General features: G+C 36.1%; 14 protein-coding genes. 12 read left to right on the top strand and 2 right to left on the bottom strand.

The annotated features are described in order from the left end of the window. Positions 1-4 precede the first annotated feature (4 nt). Positions 5-889 carry a ribokinase gene (rbsK, locus tag B8955_RS06175; protein WP_084099364.1) on the bottom strand — a complete coding sequence of 295 codons (885 nt, stop codon included), beginning with the start codon at positions 887-889 and terminating at the stop codon, positions 5-7. A 5-nt stretch (positions 890-894) separates the two neighbouring features. Further along, on the bottom strand, positions 895-1,866 hold the full coding sequence (locus B8955_RS06180; protein WP_084099365.1) for a LacI family DNA-binding transcriptional regulator: 972 nt from the start codon (positions 1,864-1,866) through the stop codon (positions 895-897). Between the two features lie 380 nt (positions 1,867-2,246). Here B8955_RS06180 and yaaA point away from each other — a divergent pair, with 380 nt between their 5' ends. From yaaA to B8955_RS06240, 12 genes are all read left to right on the top strand, one after another. Next, complete coding sequence (yaaA, locus tag B8955_RS06185) at positions 2,247-2,483, top strand: S4 domain-containing protein YaaA (protein WP_084099366.1); 237 nt, start codon at positions 2,247-2,249, stop codon at positions 2,481-2,483. After that, positions 2,473-3,585, top strand: a complete 1,113-nt coding sequence (recF, locus tag B8955_RS06190) for a DNA replication/repair protein RecF (RefSeq protein ID WP_084099405.1) — start codon at positions 2,473-2,475, stop codon at positions 3,583-3,585. The genes yaaA and recF overlap by 11 nt, the downstream gene beginning before the upstream one ends. 74 nt (positions 3,586-3,659) lie before the next feature. Next, positions 3,660-5,609 carry a DNA topoisomerase (ATP-hydrolyzing) subunit B gene (gene gyrB, locus B8955_RS06195; protein ID WP_084099406.1) on the top strand — a complete coding sequence of 650 codons (1,950 nt, stop codon included), beginning with the start codon at positions 3,660-3,662 and terminating at the stop codon, positions 5,607-5,609. Positions 5,610-5,625: 16 nt separating this feature from the next. Further along, the gene (gene gyrA, locus B8955_RS06200; RefSeq protein WP_084099367.1) at positions 5,626-8,190 is read left to right on the top strand and encodes a DNA gyrase subunit A; all 2,565 of its coding nucleotides are present in this window, start codon (positions 5,626-5,628) and stop codon (positions 8,188-8,190) included. Between the two features lie 183 nt (positions 8,191-8,373). Beyond that, on the top strand, positions 8,374-8,676 hold the full coding sequence (rpsF, locus tag B8955_RS06205) for a 30S ribosomal protein S6 (protein WP_084099368.1): 303 nt from the start codon (positions 8,374-8,376) through the stop codon (positions 8,674-8,676). A gap of 32 nt (positions 8,677-8,708) precedes the next feature. Next, positions 8,709-9,269 carry a single-stranded DNA-binding protein gene (gene ssb / locus B8955_RS06210; protein WP_084099369.1) on the top strand — a complete coding sequence of 187 codons (561 nt, stop codon included), beginning with the start codon at positions 8,709-8,711 and terminating at the stop codon, positions 9,267-9,269. A gap of 28 nt (positions 9,270-9,297) precedes the next feature. Then, a complete protein-coding gene (gene rpsR, locus B8955_RS06215; protein ID WP_084099370.1) occupies positions 9,298-9,534 on the top strand; it encodes a 30S ribosomal protein S18 in 237 nt (78 codons plus the stop codon). A 2,197-nt stretch (positions 9,535-11,731) separates the two neighbouring features. Next, on the top strand, positions 11,732-13,756 hold the full coding sequence (locus B8955_RS06220; protein WP_084099371.1) for a DHH family phosphoesterase: 2,025 nt from the start codon (positions 11,732-11,734) through the stop codon (positions 13,754-13,756). Beyond that, positions 13,756-14,208: a 50S ribosomal protein L9 gene (gene rplI, locus B8955_RS06225; protein ID WP_084099372.1), complete on the top strand. Its 453-nt coding sequence runs from the start codon at positions 13,756-13,758 to the stop codon at positions 14,206-14,208. Before B8955_RS06220 ends, rplI begins: the two co-directional genes overlap by 1 nt. Before the next feature lie 103 nt (positions 14,209-14,311). Further along, complete coding sequence (gene dnaB / locus B8955_RS06230) at positions 14,312-15,691, top strand: replicative DNA helicase (protein ID WP_084099373.1); 1,380 nt, start codon at positions 14,312-14,314, stop codon at positions 15,689-15,691. 30 nt (positions 15,692-15,721) lie between these two features. Continuing rightward, positions 15,722-16,435 (top strand): 16S rRNA (guanine(527)-N(7))-methyltransferase RsmG, encoded by a 714-nt coding sequence (gene rsmG / locus B8955_RS06235; protein ID WP_084099374.1) that lies wholly within the window; start codon positions 15,722-15,724, stop codon positions 16,433-16,435. 112 nt (positions 16,436-16,547) lie between these two features. Then, positions 16,548-18,047: an FAD/NAD(P)-binding protein gene (locus tag B8955_RS06240; protein WP_084099375.1), complete on the top strand. Its 1,500-nt coding sequence runs from the start codon at positions 16,548-16,550 to the stop codon at positions 18,045-18,047. Positions 18,048-18,208: the final 161 nt, after the last annotated feature.

The raw sequence follows: 18,208 nt of genomic DNA on the forward strand, positions 1-18,208 counted from the left end.
ATAATTAAAGTTGAGCTTCGGCAGCCTGTAATTCCTCTAAAGTTGGAATACCACCTTGAGCACCAAGTTTTTGGACGGATAAACTAGCTGCAAGATTGGCCTGTTTAATCGCATCAGCTAGAGACAGCCCATTTATTAAACCAACAACTAAAGCACCATTAAACGTATCCCCCGCACCAGTTGTATCCAGTGGTTGGGTTTTAAAACTAGGAATAAAGCATTCCGTCATTCCATTATGATAAATTGCTCCTTGGTCACCTAAAGTAACAATTAACTTATTAGGATGAGCAGCTAAACTTTCAGACAAAGTTTGATTGGGGAAAATGAGTTCCCGTTCAGCTTCATTTGGGGTTAAATAAGTCACTTGATGGATTAATTCAGGATCTAGTTGTGTAGCAGGTGCTGGATTGAGTAAAACAGGAATCTCATGCGCCGCACAGTAATGGATCACTTGTTCATTAATGTTTAAGTTGATTTCTTGTTGAAGGACGACGAAATCAACATCTTGTAATTGTTTCTCTAAGGCAGCTTCTGAAGGAAAGGTTATATGATGATTAGCACTAGGCACTACAATAATCCGATTGTCATTGTCATATAACGTAATATGAGCACTTCCTGATGGACCAGGTACCATTTGCATATCTGAAATATCGATATGATGACGCTTAAAATTTGCGAGAATTTTTTGACCAAAATCGTCATCACCAACCGCGCCAATCATTTTCACATTTCCACCAAGGCGGGCAGCAGCAATAGCTTGATTGGCTCCTTTGCCACCAAAATCAATACTGAAATGCTCTCCTAGAACGGTTTCTCCTTGCGCAGGAATTTGACTGGATTGGACGGTAAAATCAGTGGAACAACTTCCGATGACGGCAATTTTTCCCATGGTAATCATCCTTTCTTACGTAATGTATCACGGGACATCAATTCAACAGGTAAGGTCACTACATTTTCAGTTATGATTTCATCGGTAATTAATTGATGGAGCATTTTGGCTGCTGTTTGTCCCATTTCATAAGCCGGTTGTTTAATCGTGGTTAATTTAGGAACAGTCAATTCACTGAATGGAATATCATCGAAACCGATAATTTGAATATCCTTTGGTACGCGATAACCGAGGTATTGGGCTTTTTGAATCAACATCATCGCTTGCAAATCATTCGCCGCAAAAATCGTATCGATATGTGGATATAATTCAAATAGACGACCTGCAGAATGCATCACATCTTTTAATAAGAATGACTGACTCGCCATCGTATGGTAAGAAATCCCTTCTTTGTCTAAAGCATCGTGAATATAAGAACTTCGAATATTGGCGACTTCTAATGATTTTGGACCAGAAATGACGACAACATCTTCGAAAGATGTTTGTTTTAATTCGTCAATCATCAGTTTTGCGGCTTGTTTATAATCGGCTTTCACTTGATAAAGCGAATCTTCATCACTCCGATTAATAACCACTACTGGTGTATTTTCAGCTATTTTGGGTAAGTGAACGGCAGAAATAATCCCTGCCACAAAATTTTGTTGGAACGTTTGTAAGTAGCTAGCTACTTTCGTTTGATCTTCATGAATATTTCCAGTAATGACATGATAACCATGCGGATAGAAATAATCTTCAATTCCTTGAGCCATTAGCGGAAAAAATGGGTTTCCCATATCGGGAAGAAGGAAACCAATTAATTTTGATTTCTTCTGGAAAAGCGATCGAGCTACCTCATTGGGCACATAGTTGAGCTCTTGAATAGCCTTTTCAACTTTTTTACTCGTTTTTCCACTAACGTAACCACTATTATTAATATAACGGGAAATCGTCGCAGGAGAAACTTGGGCGCGTTTTGCGACTTCTTTAATATTAACCATAATTATCTCCTTATTGTAATCGCTTTTATCTATAGTGTAGCACTCTCAATGCAAAAATAATGAGAAATTCTTCACGATTCAAAGGTGTTTTTAATATTTTCCACCTCACACGATACAAATTCTTTCCCTCTAAAAAGCCTAAACAAATTAAAAAGCTCTTATACGGCCTTTATTTGCTTAATAACGCGGAATAGCGTATAATTATATTGTAAAAACAGTTGAACAAATCGCTAATCGAGTTAGTAACAATAACTAGATCCGACGCATGCTCAATATGAGAGAAATTGCGAATGACATGACTTCTCATTGACATGTGGTTGGGTCTCTGTTTTTTTGGTACGGCCGATTTTAGATGTTAATGAGAAGTTGGAGGTGACATGATGCAAGAGACAATCACAATCGATACAGAGTTTATTACCGTCACACAAGTCTTAAAATATGTTGGTGCGATTGGGACTGGTGGCCAAGCAAAATGGTTCCTCCAAGAACATCCTGTTCAAATTGATGGTGAACTTGAAGATCGACGCGGTAAGAAAGTGTATCCTGGACAAGTTGTGACAATTCCAGGAGAAGGCCACTTTACTATTGTCCAAGCAGATGATGCCCATGAAGCTTGATTATTTAAGTTTGAGTAATTTTCGTAATTATACGGAAGAGAGCGTTGACTTTTCACCAGGAATTAACGTGTTTATAGGTGAGAATGCAGAAGGTAAAACAAGTTTACTAGAAGCGATTTATATGTTGTCACTGGCTCGTAGTCATCGAACGAGTAATGAAAAAGAAATGATTCGCTGGCAGACGGATGCGGCTTATGTGAGTGGGCGTTTAACCAATAAAACGTCTGAAATTTCATTAAGCATTCGACTAACAAAAAATGGCAAAATTGCCAAAGTTAATCACCTCGAACAAAAGCGACTCAGCGATTTTGTGGGGCATTTAAATGTGGTCTTATTTGCGCCTGAAGATTTAGATCTCGTCAAAGGGTCTCCACAATTGCGGCGTAAATTTATTGACCGAGAATTGGGACAAATGAATCCCGTCTATTTGTACGAGTCAGTCAATTATCAACGGATGATGAAACAACGGAATGCCTATTTAAAGCAATTAATTCAACGTGAGGCAACAGATAAGGTCTATTTAGAGATTTTAACGGAGCAGTTGGCAACTTCCGCTGTCCAAATTATTCAACATCGCCAAAAATTCACACAACAATTAGAAAAATGGGCACAACCGATTCATCATAGAGTTTCACATGGTAAGGAAGAACTGACTTTACATTATCGAAGTCCAGTTGACTTAAGTGATGCACCTGATGATGAGACGCTTTACCAACGATTAATGGATAAAATAGCAAATGCTAAGGAAAGTGAATTGCAACGTGGAATTACTTTAGTTGGTCCTCATCGTGATGATTTAACTTTTAAAGTGAATGGCCGTAATGTTCAAAAATATGGGTCACAAGGTCAACAACGCACGACAGTATTGAGTATGAAACTGGCTGAAATCGAATGTATGAAGGCGATTACAGGCGATTACCCGATTCTGCTATTAGATGATGTATTAAGCGAATTGGATAATGAACGTCAAACCCATTTACTTAAAAGTATCGAGAAAAAAATTCAAACCTTCTTAACAACGACGAGTTTAGATGGTATTCAAAAGAATTATATTGATGAACCACGGATTTATCAGATTAGTGACGGACAAATTGAACGATAGGAGTTGGGTGCATGTCTGAAGAAAATAATCAAAATGCGCGACAAACGGAACAGACAGAAAACGAAGAAGTCGTGATTACTGAAGAAGAGAAAAGACAAAAAGAAGCGGAATTAAAACACTTAGCTGAAGATTACGATGCGAGTCAAATCCAAGTATTAGAAGGACTTGAAGCGGTTCGTAAACGTCCTGGGATGTATATCGGATCCACCAGTGAAACAGGATTGCATCATCTCGTATGGGAAATTGTTGATAACTCAATTGACGAAGCATTAGCAGGATTTGCTCACCACATTGAAGTCACGATTGAACCAGGAAATTATATTACCGTAACGGATGATGGCCGTGGGATTCCTGTTGATATTCAATCAAATACTGGTCGACCAGCAGTTGAAACAGTCTTTACGATTTTACACGCTGGAGGTAAATTCGGTGGTGGCGGTTATAAAGTTTCAGGAGGTCTTCATGGTGTTGGGGCTTCTGTCGTTAATGCCTTATCTGAATGGCTAACCGTTCAAGTTCATAAAAATGGTCATATTTACCAACAAGAATTCCGTAAAGGAGCTATCGTTAAAGACTTAGAAAAAGTGGGTCAAACCGATAAACACGGAACAGTGGTTAAATTCCAACCAGACCCTGATATTTTCACTGATACGATCGAATACAATTTCGATACGTTAAATCGTCGTATTCGTGAACTGGCTTTCTTAAATAAAGGATTACGTATTTCCTTAATGGATAATCGAGAAGATGAACCACGTAGCGTTCATTACCATTATGAAGGCGGAATCAAAGAATACGTCTCTTATATTAATAAAAATAAAGAAACGTTATTTGACGAACCAATTTATTTAGAAGGCGAACAAGATGATATTGAAGTTGAAGTCGCTATGCAATATACCGATGGCTTTCACTCTAATATTTTAAGCTTTGCCAATAACATCCATACTTTTGAAGGTGGAATGCATGAGTCGGGAATTAAATCTGCATTAACACGTACGATTAATGATTACGCTCGTACTGCTAAAATTTTAAAAGACAATGATTCTAATTTGAGTGGTGAAGACGTACGTGAAGGTCTTGGCCTTATTGTATCTGTTCGCCACCCTGACCCTCAATTTGAAGGGCAGACGAAAATGAAATTAGGAAATTCTGAAGTTCGTACAATTGTCGATCGTCTGTTCTCAGAACATTTTGAAAAATTCTTACTCGAAAATCCAACTATCGGACGTAAAATTGTCGATAAAGGATTAGTCGCTTCTAAAGCGCGTATGGCAGCTAAACGGGCACGCGATATGACTCGGAAAAAATCTGGATTAGAAATTAGTAACTTGCCAGGTAAATTAGCTGATTGTACGAGTCGTGTGCCAGATGAAAGTGAATTATTTATCGTCGAAGGGAACTCAGCTGGAGGTTCTGCTAAACAAGGACGTTCTCGGCATTTCCAAGCGATTTTACCCATTCGTGGGAAAATCCTTAATGTCGAAAAAGCCTCAATGGATCGTATTTTAGCTAACGAAGAAATTCGCTCATTATTTACCGCAATGGGAACCGGTTGGGAAAATGAATTTGATATTGAAAAGGCTCGTTATCATAAATTAGTTATTATGACTGATGCCGATGTCGATGGTGCCCATATTCGTGCCTTATTATTAACATTAATTTATCGATACATGCGCCCTATTCTGGATGCTGGTTATGTCTATATCGCTGTCCCACCACTTTATCAAGTTCGTCAAGGTAAAAAAGTTCATTACGTCAATAGTGATAAAGAGTTGGATGAATACTTGAGCACTTTAGCTCCATCACCAAAACCAGCTATTCAACGGTATAAAGGTCTGGGTGAAATGGATGCTGAACAATTATGGGAAACGACAATGGATCCAGAACATCGAACATTACTACAAGTTCAAGTGGAAGATGCGGTTGAAGCTGACCAAATTATCGATATGTTAATGGGTGATCGCGTAGGTCCACGCCGTGATTTCATTGAAGAAAATGCAACTTATGCCACAATTGACCTGTAAGTGAGGAGAATGACGAGTGAGTGAAGAAATAAGAAGACAGCCTTCACGTGAAATATCACAAGAAATGCGAACGTCATTTCTTGACTATGCAATGAGTGTCATTGTTTCACGTGCATTGCCAGATGTTCGTGATGGATTGAAACCTGTTCATCGGCGGATTTTATACGGAATGAATGAACTAGGAGTAACGAGCGATAAACCATACAAAAAATCAGCACGTATTGTCGGTGATGTTATGGGGAAATACCATCCACATGGGGACTCAGCTATTTATGAATCCATGGTGCGGATGGCTCAAGATTTCTCTTATCGCTATATGCTAATTGATGGTCACGGAAACTTTGGTTCTGTCGATGGTGACCAAGCAGCTGCCATGCGGTATACCGAAGCACGTATGAGTAAAATTTCGCACGAAATGGTGCGGGATATGAACAAAGAAACCGTTGACTTTATTGATAACTACGACGGTGAAGAACGTGAGCCAGAAGTATTACCTTCACGTTTTCCTAATTTATTAGTAAATGGAGCCACTGGGATTGCCGTGGGGATGACAACGAATATTCCACCACATAACTTAGGTGAAGTGATTTCAGCTATTCAAGTATTGATGGAAAATCCCGACGCCACAGCATCCGAACTAATGGAAGCTTTACCAGGACCTGACTTCCCAACTGGCGGGATTATCATTGGTAAATCAGGTATTCGTAAAGCCTACGAAACCGGAAAAGGTAGTATTATTGTCCGCGCGAAACTAGATATTGAACAAATGCCAAGCGGTAAAGAGCGCATTATTGTTCATGAAATTCCGTATATGGTGAATAAAGCGAAATTAGTTGAACGCATTGCTGAAATGGCACGTGATAAACGTATCGAAGGCATTACAGCGATTCGCGATGAATCTGGTCGTGAAGGAATGCGAATTGTGATTGAATGTCGCAAAGATGTTAGTGCTGGAGTCGTCGTTAATAACTTATATAAACAAACGGCGCTACAATCTAACTTTAGCTTTAATATGGTGGCTATTGTTAATGGTGTACCACAAACATTAAGTTTAAAAGATATTTTACGTCATTACTTAGTTCATCAAGAAGAAGTCATTCGTCGTCGGTCTATTTTTGAGAAAAATAAAGCCGAAGCACGAGCTCATATTTTAGAAGGGTTACAAATTGCCTTAGATCATATTGATGAAATTGTGGCCATTCTTCGGTCATCTAAAACAGGCGATGAAGCGAAAACCATCTTTATGGAACAATTCGGCCTATCTGATAAACAATCTCAAGCAATCTTAGACATGCGTTTAGTTCGCTTAACCGGCTTAGAACGAGAAAAAATTGATAACGAACATGCCAACTTAATGGCCGAAATTGCACGTTTAAATGAAATTCTAGCGAATGAAGCGAAACGTTATGAAATCATTTATGATGAATTACTAGATATTCAACGTCGTTTCAATGATGAACGTCGGACAGAATTAATGGTTGGTGAAATTACTAACTTAGAAGATGAAGACTTAATTGAAGAACGTAATGTTGTGATTACATTAACGAAAAACGGGTATATTAAACGATTAGATGATGATGAATTCCGTACGCAAAATCGTGGGGGACGTGGTGTCCAAGGCATGGGTATTAATGACGATGATGCCATGGAAACCATCTTATCGACTTCTACTCACGATGAAATTCTCTTCTTCACTAATAAGGGGAAAGTTTATAAAAGTAAAGGGTATGAAATCCCAGAATTTAGCCGTACCGCTAAAGGAATTCCTGTTGTTAACTTACTTAACTTAGCTAGTGATGAACGTGTCCAAGCAACAATCCGTATTGATAAACACGGTGAAGAAGATGCGCATTTAATGTTTGCTACCAAAGCAGGAACAGTCAAACGAACAAAAGCCAGTGAGTTCCTAAATATCCGTAATAATGGTTTAATTGCTATTTCCTTAAAAGACGGTGATGAGCTTGTTCAAGTGCTTCATACGAATGGTAATCAAAATATTATAATCGGATCACATGCTGGATATGCAGTATCATTCAACGAACAAGATGTTCGAAGTATGGGACGGACAGCAACTGGTGTGCGTGGTATTCGTCTAGGAAATGATGATTACGTCGTTGGTATGGCTCCTCTACATGATGAAGGCTACGTATTAGTTGTTACCGAAAATGGTTATGGAAAACGAACAAAAACATCAGAGTATGCGATTAAACACCGTGGCGGTAAAGGAGTTAAAACCATTAATATCAATCAACGTAATGGTCGTCTTATCGGTCTTACTACGGTAACTGGTGAAGAAGATATTATGTTGATGACAGATAAAGGCGTTTTAATTCGATTCCATTCAAATGATATTTCTGAAACAGGACGGGCAACTTTAGGTGTTCGATTAATTCGTTTAGATGATGGGTCAACCGTTTCAACAATGACACCAATTGTTCCTGATACTGAAGAGGAAGCAGAGGAAGAAGTAACGCCTACTGATGAAGAAAAAGAGGCTTCTGAACTTCCTACTGAAAAATTAGCCGCTAAAATGCAAGATTTTGCTGATGAAGCGATTGAGCATAATGAGGATGATGAATAGTAGGATGAAGTAACTAAGCGATTCGTTATTTGCGAATCGCTTTTTTAATTCCCTCTATAAAAAATGAGATTTTATTTGTTAAACAGCTAGGATAATGTTATAATTAATTATTGTGAGTATGTATATGCTCCTTGTCATTACAGATGGTAATGACCACAAGACCAAAAGGAGGTGCGAAGTCTGATGAGTGAATTAACTACAAAATATGAAGCTTTATACATTATCAAACCTGATATTGATGAAGCCTCTAAAAAAGAATTAGTTAACTATTTTGATGAAGTATTAACATCAAATGGTGCAACAATCACTGAATCTAAAGACTGGGCTAAACGTCGTTTCGCATACGAAATTAAGAAATACCGTGAAGGTATTTACCACTTAGTTGAGTTCGAAGCTGACAACGCAGACAGCGTTGATGAATTTAACCGTTTAGCTCGTATTAATGACAATATCTTACGTCATTTAATTACAAAAGTTGAAGACTAATTAAACTTTTTACGATTGAGAGGAGTTAAGTCATGATTAATAATGTCGTATTAGTAGGACGTTTAACAAGAGATGTTGATTTACGTTATACCCAAAGTGGAACAGCGGTAGCTTCTTTTACAGTAGCTATTGATCGATCATTTAAAAATGCTCAAGGTGAACGCGAAACTGACTTTATTAATTGCGTGATGTGGCGGAAAGCTGCCGAAAACTTCGCTCAATTTACTCGTAAAGGGTCACTAGTTGGTATCGAAGGAAGCATTCAAACGCGTAACTATGAGAATAAGCAAGGAAACCGTGTGTATGTGACTGAAGTTCAAGCAAGTAACTTTAGTTTACTTGAATCTAAATCAGTGACAGAACAACGCCCTGCTTCTTCAGGCAATGGGTCATCAAACTATGGCGGCTTTGGCGGTAATAATAACCAACAACCATCATTTGGTGGCGATGATCCGTTTGCCAATAGTTTTGCGCCTAATAATGATTCTTATCAATCAAATAATAATGATCAATCAGACAGCAATAGCAATCCATTCGGATCTAATAATGACGATGGTTCTATTGATATTGCTGATGATGATCTTCCATTCTAAAATCATCTAAATAAGGAGGACTGCTACTATGGCACAACGTCGTCGCGGTGGACGTAGACGTAAAAAAGTCGATTTCTTTAACGCAAATCATATCGACCATATCGACTACAAAGACACTGATTTATTAAAACGTTTCGTATCAGAAAAAGGTAAAATTTTACCTCGTCGTGTAACTGGTACAACAGCTAAAAACCAACGTCCGTTAACTCAAGCTATTAAACGTGCACGTTTTATGGGATTATTACCATATTCAGCTGAAGACTAATTAAATAAAAAATAAAGTAAAGCTCTAGCTAAGAAATTATTAGCTAGAGCTTTTTTTTGGGGAAAAGATAAGTAAATATAGTTATTCACAGCTGTGCATAACTATAGTCGATATGTGTATAAGTGTTCGTATTTAAAAAGAAAAGGAGAAAAAGATGTCATAAAAAGATTGTCCACAAGTGGAAAACTTGGTAAAAGGATTTTTCCTAAAAGTAAATAAATTGAGCTATCAGATGATTGTGGATAATTTTAAGGAGGATATCAGTAGGAGAGAAATTAGGTGCTTATGAGAGTAGAGTATGAAGACAAATAATGAATCGAAATTGAGAAAATGGAAAATAAAAGCAGTTTAACTGATATTGATGATAAGTAAATAATCATATCGTATACAAATAAAAGACATTATGAAAATACAATTACTCAATAGATAGACTCATATTCTAGATGATAAAGGTAAAAAGAATAATATTTAAATTAGTAGAAAAATTTCTTATTAATACTAATATAAAGCAGACTTTAATGAAGAACATAATATTTGTTGTCATGCTATGCACATGAATGAAGGAAAATAGTAGTTTGCGATGAGATAAGTATTAAATGTTTCACGTGAAACATTTGATGAGAGTAATAAATTGGACAATGCAATATTATTCTACTTGAAAAAAAAAAACTATTTCGTTGAGAAAAGAAAGATGTGGAAATATAGAAGCAAGTAAAAGTATATTATTATAAAAAATACTTATTGTATGCCAAATTAGTATTTGTTATATAAAGCATCATAGATAAATAGACAGTCCCCAAAAAGATGGACTTAGCAACTTTTATAGGAATATAAAAGTAAATGTATAATATCCTTTAATTATTTTTATATTTTATTCTTTTACTCTCTTTTAAATGAATAAAAAGATAATTATAGTCGTACGTAATACAAGAGTAATAATGTTTCACGTGAAACATTATTGAATTTAATTTAAATTTTTTGATTTTTCTCCCTCTTCTCTCCCTTCCCTCTATATCATATTTCAATATATCATCATCGTTATTCAGTAATAATATTCATTTTGCTTTGTTTAACTAACTAGCTTTCATTTTCGTATTAAATATATAAGTAGAGAAGACTCTCTATTAAGTAAATAAAATAAATAGCAAAAGAATAAAGAAACTTGTCATTTTATTTAATTGTTTCACGTGAAACAATCTTTGGAATCTATATTTTTATTTTAAGCTTTATAAATAATATTACGGCTACATACAAGTAAGTATAAAGTTCGAATTTCTTATAATATTGGAAAATAAGGATCTAAAGGGTTTATAAATAATGAGCAATTGAAAAAGAAGGGTTTAATAAGTAGATGGTTAAAGAATAAATTAAAATGTTTCACGTGAAACATTTATTCAGTACGTAATAAAGAAAGATACTGAAAAAGCAGCAGATAAAAGGACATAAGTATCAAGTAGCAATTCTTTTTTATCTATTTGTACACTTATTTATATGTATTTGATTTATTGATGAATTATTAGATGGAAACTGATACTATTATATTTTGAAATAATTAGATACTAGAATATAAGATAGATGATATTTTTAAATGTAGATATAATTATGCGGTGTTTTCATATACCTATATCTATCAATAGAACTTGTTTTAATTTTATTAAAAAAGATAAGCTCTTCATTGTAAGAGAGTTGAAGGACCTCCCTCATTGTATTTAAAGAGCTAGACAGTTAAAAAAGTTATTCACAGGTGGATAAACAGCCAGTTATAGGTAGATTTATTTAAATTAAGCAATTTTGATAAAGAATTTACTTCAGAAAGCGAGTAGTGATAAGCACTTCAATTAAAGACAGTGATTAGTCCAGTCCTCTTTTTGAGGACTTTTTTGCCATCTTCAAAAAAATCTCAAAGCGATAGTAAGCCTACACATATCCCTATCTCTTATCCATCGTATTTTTCCTATTACAGCTACTCACAACTTTGTCTACCTTTTGCGCCTGCTCTGCTTTATTTTATTTATAGTATTAGATTAACTTTTATAAATTTGCTAGTAGTAGTCTGAGTAAAAATGTTTCACGTGAAACATTTTAAGGATAATAGGAACGAACGCTCATTCGTATAGACCTTTGAATAATTTTAATTTATTTTAATAATATGTTAAAATTAACATACTATTTATGTATAAACACAGAGGAGATTAATATGAATTCTAAAAATAATGGGACCTTTAGTCCAGGTTTTTTTAAGGATCCCAATATATATCTTCCAATTGCCATTGCGGCGGTTTTATTATTAATTAGTGCTCTGGTCAGTGTGACTGCTGGTACGGTTAAAAATATAATTGTCTTTGCTTTGATTCTAATAGCAGCGGGGTTAATCACCTATGCATTATTCGCGATGAAAAATTTGACGAAAAACTATATGTTGAATTTAGCGAGTGAAGTGGAATCTGTACAAAATGAAATTCTATTGAAAATGCCAATTGGAGTAATTATTTTTGACGAAGGAAGTACCATTAAATGGTTAAATCCGTTTATGCAAAAATTCTTCTTCAAAAAAGACTTGATTGGTAACGACTTGAAAGAACTTGATGATGATTTATATCAGCTCTACCAAGAATTTCAAGAGAATGATGAGGTAAAAGAAAAAAGCTTATATTGGGAAGATTCTTACTTCCATGTTTTTTCGTTACCTGAAGAGCGAACATTGTATTTTATTGATGTGACGTATTATGGTGAAATTGCGGCGGACGCAAGTAATAATCGTTTAGTTATCGGTAATATTATGATTGATAACTATGATGAGAACTCAACAATGATTAGTGATCGTCGGAAATCCACAGTGGATAACTTTATGATGAAACAATTATCCACATGGGCAGGAAATCATGATAGTTATATTAAACGATTTGATGATGATAAATTCTTATTAATTACTACTTATGGAGAGTTAGTAAAAATGGAAGAGGATGGTTTTGATGTCGTTGATACGATTCGAGAAACGACTTCCAAAGCAAATTTCCCATTAACAATTTCTATCGGATTATCTTATCATGAAGAAAATGAAGAAGCGTCACTACTATCGATTAGTGATTTATCACAATCTAACTTAGACTTAGCGCTAAGTCGTGGTGGTGACCAAGTTGTGGTGAAAACTCAATCTTCTAAAGCACGTTACTATGGTGGTAAAACCAATCCAATGGAGAAACGTACTCATGTGAGATCACGACAAATTGCCAATACAATTGCTAACATCTTCGAAACTAATGATTCGTTCTTTGTGATGGGGCATGATTATCCCGATATGGACGCAATTGGGGCTTGCTTAGGGATTCGACGGATTGCTGAAATGAATGGCAAGCAATGTTATATCATTTTAAATGAAAGTCGAATCAATGGAGATATTAAACGTTTGCTCGTTGAATTACGTAAGGACGAAAAAATTAACGAAGCTATTATTACCCCTAAAGAAGCAGAAGATATGATTGATTCAGAATCATTCTTATATATTGTCGATGTTCACAAACCATCGATTACGGTTGAGCCAGATTTAATTGAGAAATTTAATAATATTATTATTATCGATCATCACCGTAAAGGAGAAGAGGTTCCAGAAAATGTTCTTTTAGAATATATCGAACCTTATGCGTCATCAGCTTGTGAGTTGATTGCAGAGTTTTTCGAATATCAAGATCAAAATGCGAAACAAATTAATCGTATTGAAGCCACAACGATGTTAGCTGGTATTATTGTTGATTCTAGAAACTTCTCGTTACGAACAGGATCGCGAACATTTGATGCCGCTAGTTATTTGAAATCTGTTGGTGCTGATTCGCTACTTATTCAACATTTATTAAAAGAAGATTTATCAGATTACATTAAACGTAATCATTTAATTTCTCGAGTGGAATTTATCGAACCAAACTTAGGAATTGCAGCAGGAGAAGAAGAAACCGTCTACGATAATGTGACAGCTGCTCAAGCGGCAGATACGTTGCTCTCTATGCGAGATATTGATGCATCTTTCGTTGTTTTCCTACGTTCAGATAAACGGATTGGAATAAGTGCACGGAGTCTAGGAAATGTTAATGTTCAAACAGTCATGGAAGAACTAGGCGGCGGTGGGCATTTATCTAATGCAGCCACACAAATTGAAGATGCGACAGTAAGTGAAGCTATCGATATGTTAAAAGATGTATTATTAGGTGATAACAAGGAGGATTCATAATGAAAGTTATTTTTCTAGAAGATGTCAAAGGCCAAGGTAAAAAAGGCGAAGTTAAAGATGTTTCAACAGGATATGCTCAAAACTTCCTTATTAAAAATGGAAAAGCAAAAGCAGCAACAAATAGTGCTATGAGTGAATTACGTGGTAAACAAGAAAAAGAGAAAAAAGTTGCGGCAGAAGAATTAGCTGAAGCTAAAGAATTAAAAACAAAAATTGAAGACGAAGATACGGTCGTTGAAATTAAAGCTAAAGGTGGCCAAGATGGTCGTTTATTTGGATCTGTCCCTTCTAAACAAATTGCGCAAGGTCTAAAAAAACAATATGACATTAAAGTCGACAAACGTAAAATTGAATTAAAAGAACCATTACATGCTTTTGGTTATGCAGATGTTCCAGTTAAACTACATAAAGAAGTTGAAGCATCTATTCGTGTTCATGTAGTGGAAGAATAAGGATAACATCGATGATTATTTTCTTTACAAGTAGCTGGGGTTACAGCCAGCTACTTTTTTCATGTTATAATGAATAGAAAACACATATGAGGTGACAAGTAAAATGGTAGATGAATTATTACAACGGACGCCGCCTCAAAGTCAAGAGGCCGAACAAGCCGTGTTAGGTTCCATGTTGATGGACGCTGAAGTGATAACGGATATTGTCGCCATATTACAAGCCGATGATTTCTATCAACGGAGTCATCAGCTTATTTTTAGTGCGATTGAAGATTTAACCAACGCTGGTGAAGGTGTCGATTTCAAAACGGTTGCGGAACGGTTACGAAATACGAACATGTTAGAAAATGCTGGTGGGATGGACTACTTAGTACAGCTCGTTGACTATACACCAACAGCTGCTAATGCGGAATACTATGCGAAAACAGTTGAAGAAAAATCCGTACTACGGAAATTAATCCGTGCCGCAAATGAAATTACCCGTGAAAGTTACGAAGAACAAGATGATGTGGAACGGATTATTGAAGATGCGGAACGCAGTGTCTTAAGTGTTTCAGAGCGTCGTAATCGGGCCGGATTTAAACATATTAGTAATATTGTTATGCAAAATGTTGATACGATTGAGGAACTCTCTAAAAATCAACAAGACGTCACTGGTATACCAACAGGATATCCTGATTTAGACAAGATGACGGCAGGATTACAACCGGATCAATTGGTGATTTTAGCAGCTCGTCCAGCAGTCGGTAAAACCGCCTTTGCCTTAAATATTGCTCAAAATATTGCGACTAAACAAAATGGAACAGTTGCTATCTTCTCACTAGAAATGGGTGCTGAATCGTTAGTTAACCGGATGTTATGTGCAGAAGGTAGTATTGATGCGAGTCGGTTGCGAACAGGACAATTAGAAGAACAAGAGTGGTCAGATTTAATTGTGGCGATGGGCGCACTTGGTGAGTCTAATATCTTCATTGATGATACACCAGGTATTCGTGTGGCTGAAATTCGTGCCAAAGCGCGTCGTTTGAAACAAGAACAAAAATCACTCGATCTTATTGTGATTGACTACTTACAATTAATTGAAGGTAGCGGTAAACGAAGTGATAATCGGCAACAAGAAGTATCAGAAATTTCACGTCAATTGAAAAAAATTGCCAAAGAACTTGAAGTTCCCGTTGTGGCATTGTCACAATTATCACGTGGTGTTGAACAACGACAAGATAAACGGCCAGTATTAAGTGATATTCGGGAATCTGGTTCGATAGAACAAGATGCGGATATTGTTGCCTTCTTATACCGTGAAGATTATTACCGCAGTGAAGATGGCGAAGAAGATAACCCAGAAGCTGATAATAATATCGTTGAAGTGATTATTGAAAAAAACCGGTCAGGAAAACGTGGAACCGTGAAACTGATTTTTACGAAAGAATTTAATAAATTCTCTTCTGTTAGCTTCCGTGATGATGCGGATATGTTTGCCTAGGAAAATAGAACCAATGAATGAGGTGATGAAGTGACTCCTGAAGAATTTAAATACGCTTTAGCAGAACATGACATTCAGTTAACTGATCAACAGATGCAACAATTTGAAGATTATTATAACTTATTAGTTGAATGGAATGAGAAGATTAACTTAACAGCAATCACTGATAAGGAAGAAGTTTATTTAAAACATTTTTATGATTCAATTAGCTTAGCCTTTTCAAACGATTTTACAGAACCTAAAAAATTAGTTGATGTCGGATCTGGAGCAGGTTTTCCTAGCATCCCATTACGAATTGTCTTCCCAGAACTTGACGTCACAATTGTGGATAGCCTAAATAAACGAATTAAATTTATTGAAACGGTTATATCCGAACTAAAATTAACCAATGTACATGCTTATCATGATCGTGCCGAAACTTTTGGACAAAATAAAACCTTCCGAGGACAATTTGATATTGTGACGGCCCGAGCAGTAGCACGATTAAACTTATTAGCAGAATTTTGTCTTCCATTACTTAAAAAGGGTGGACAATTCTTAGCGATGAAAGCCTCACAAACCGATGATGAAATCGAAGAAGCGAAACATGCTATCGCTACTTTAGGTGGAAAATTTATAGAAGACATTGCTTTTGAATTGCCACAAGAAGCTGGTGTGCGTCATATTGTTCGGATTGAAAAACGCAAAGAAACCCCAAATAAATACCCTCGTAAACCCGGAAAACCGGCGAAAAACCCACTATAATGTTGAAAAAGGACCTAACTTATTGATGTGTTAGGTCCTTTTTAGTATATGGCTTACAAATTTGTCAGTTCCTTGATATAGTAGCGGTAACTAAATAAAGGAGTGGGGCATCATGAGAGTAGCTATTATTGGTTTAGGTGCTAGTGGAACAGCCATTACAACAGAATTATTAAATGATGAACAATTTGGGGAAAATGATCGTTTAGATATTTTTGAAACCCGCGAACGACTCGGAGCTGGTTTGCCCTATGAGCCAGAAGATGAACGTGTATTGATTAATACATCACCTGGGGCATTAAGCATGGACAAACGTAATAAACAGGCATTTACGGATTGGTTGAATACCCATATTTCATCAGATAAGGATTTTTCTCATTGGTTTGCACCTCGTGATTATTATGGACGCTATTTAAATGATCATATTCAACCGTATTTAGCGGATGAGCGTGTCCATGTGATTAAGCAACGTGTGAAAGATATGCAAATTCTTAATCAAGATGGCGAAGTGGTTTATAATCAGCGTCATTTAAACCACCCATATTATGCCCTACAAACAACGGATAATACGTGGCATCAACCTTATGATGCGGTCTTTCTAGCGATTGGCCATCCCCCATATCGGGACCCGTACCATTTACGTGAAGTAGAGAATTACATTCATCATCCAGCACCATTAAAAGAAAATCTAGCATATTTAAATGCTGAAGAGGCGATTGGAATTATCGGTTCAGGATTAACCGGTCTAGATATTATTCGCTATTTAAATCATCACTATACGTTTGAGCAACCAGTAACATTTTATATTCGGACAGAGCCATTTACGACGGTTATCCAACCTGAATTAGAAGAAGAGAAACCTCATTCCTTAACAAGAGAATGGCAAGCTGAACAGTTAGAAACTTATGGTGGTATTATTCCGTTACAGATTATTTTCGAACAAATCAAAGCAGATTTCAAAGCACATGATATTACCTATGATTATATTTTAGAAAACTGTGGTAGTGGGTCAATTGAGCAGATTCGTCATCAAGTCAATGAAGCTGATCCTCAAATGCAGGCTTTTCAAAAATATATAAGTGGGTTGTATCCGGAAATGAGCGCTTTAATTAATGTGTTACCAACAAGTGACCGTCAGGAATTCTTTACCCACTATTCGAAAAAAATCATTCATTTCTTAAATATTATGCCCAAAGAAACGTTAGAATTAGTCATTCATTTACTCGACCAAGGGCAATTGCGAATTGTTTCTGGATTGACTGATATCGAAAAAACTGACCAGCAATTTACATTAACTGCTAATAACGATACTTATACAGCTGATGTCTTAATCAATGCGACTGGTTTTGAAAATCGACTTTCTGTAGCCAAAGAGCAAGATGCCTTTATTAAGACATTATATGAGAAAGGAATCATTATGGCAGATGAAGTGGGTGGTATTAAAGTGACTTGGCCATACACCCAATTAATCAGTTCTCGATATGGACAATTAGATCATGTTTATACATTAGGCACATGGATTTTAGCAACACAATTTCCTAATAACGCTGTCTCTTCAAATGTTCGACAAGCTTGTCGTATTGTTCATCACTTTTTGGATACGTATGAAGAGTAGAAAATAAAGATAGAAAGAGTGAGTCCTCAATCGATTTTTTCCAAGCGATTGGGGACTTTTTTCATATTATTTGTAAATATATATTCCTTTATGTTGTCATTTGTTTGAAAGCGCTTTATTATTTATGTAACTATGTTGGGTAATGTTTGTTTTGTTTGCGA

The sequence above is a fragment of the Aerococcus suis genome (genome assembly GCF_900176325.1).
Lineage (GTDB): Bacteria > Bacillota > Bacilli > Lactobacillales > Aerococcaceae > Aerococcus > Aerococcus suis.

What these genes read in the sequence shown, in the direction of transcription:
- ssb (WP_084099369.1), top strand. Translation starts at nt 8,709, where the DNA reads ATGATTAATAATGTCGTATTAGTAGGACGTTTAACAAGAGATGTTGAT.
- rplI (WP_084099372.1), top strand. Translation starts at nt 13,756, where the DNA reads ATGAAAGTTATTTTTCTAGAAGATGTCAAAGGCCAAGGTAAAAAAGGC.
- B8955_RS06180 (WP_084099365.1), bottom strand. Translation starts at nt 1,866, where the DNA reads ATGGTTAATATTAAAGAAGTCGCAAAACGCGCCCAAGTTTCTCCTGCG.
- dnaB (WP_084099373.1), top strand. Translation starts at nt 14,312, where the DNA reads ATGGTAGATGAATTATTACAACGGACGCCGCCTCAAAGTCAAGAGGCC.
- yaaA (WP_084099366.1), top strand. Translation starts at nt 2,247, where the DNA reads ATGCAAGAGACAATCACAATCGATACAGAGTTTATTACCGTCACACAA.
- recF (WP_084099405.1), top strand. Translation starts at nt 2,473, where the DNA reads ATGAAGCTTGATTATTTAAGTTTGAGTAATTTTCGTAATTATACGGAA.
- rpsF (WP_084099368.1), top strand. Translation starts at nt 8,374, where the DNA reads ATGAGTGAATTAACTACAAAATATGAAGCTTTATACATTATCAAACCT.
- rpsR (WP_084099370.1), top strand. Translation starts at nt 9,298, where the DNA reads ATGGCACAACGTCGTCGCGGTGGACGTAGACGTAAAAAAGTCGATTTC.
- rbsK (WP_084099364.1), bottom strand. Translation starts at nt 889, where the DNA reads ATGGGAAAAATTGCCGTCATCGGAAGTTGTTCCACTGATTTTACCGTC.
- B8955_RS06240 (WP_084099375.1), top strand. Translation starts at nt 16,548, where the DNA reads ATGAGAGTAGCTATTATTGGTTTAGGTGCTAGTGGAACAGCCATTACA.
- B8955_RS06220 (WP_084099371.1), top strand. Translation starts at nt 11,732, where the DNA reads ATGAATTCTAAAAATAATGGGACCTTTAGTCCAGGTTTTTTTAAGGAT.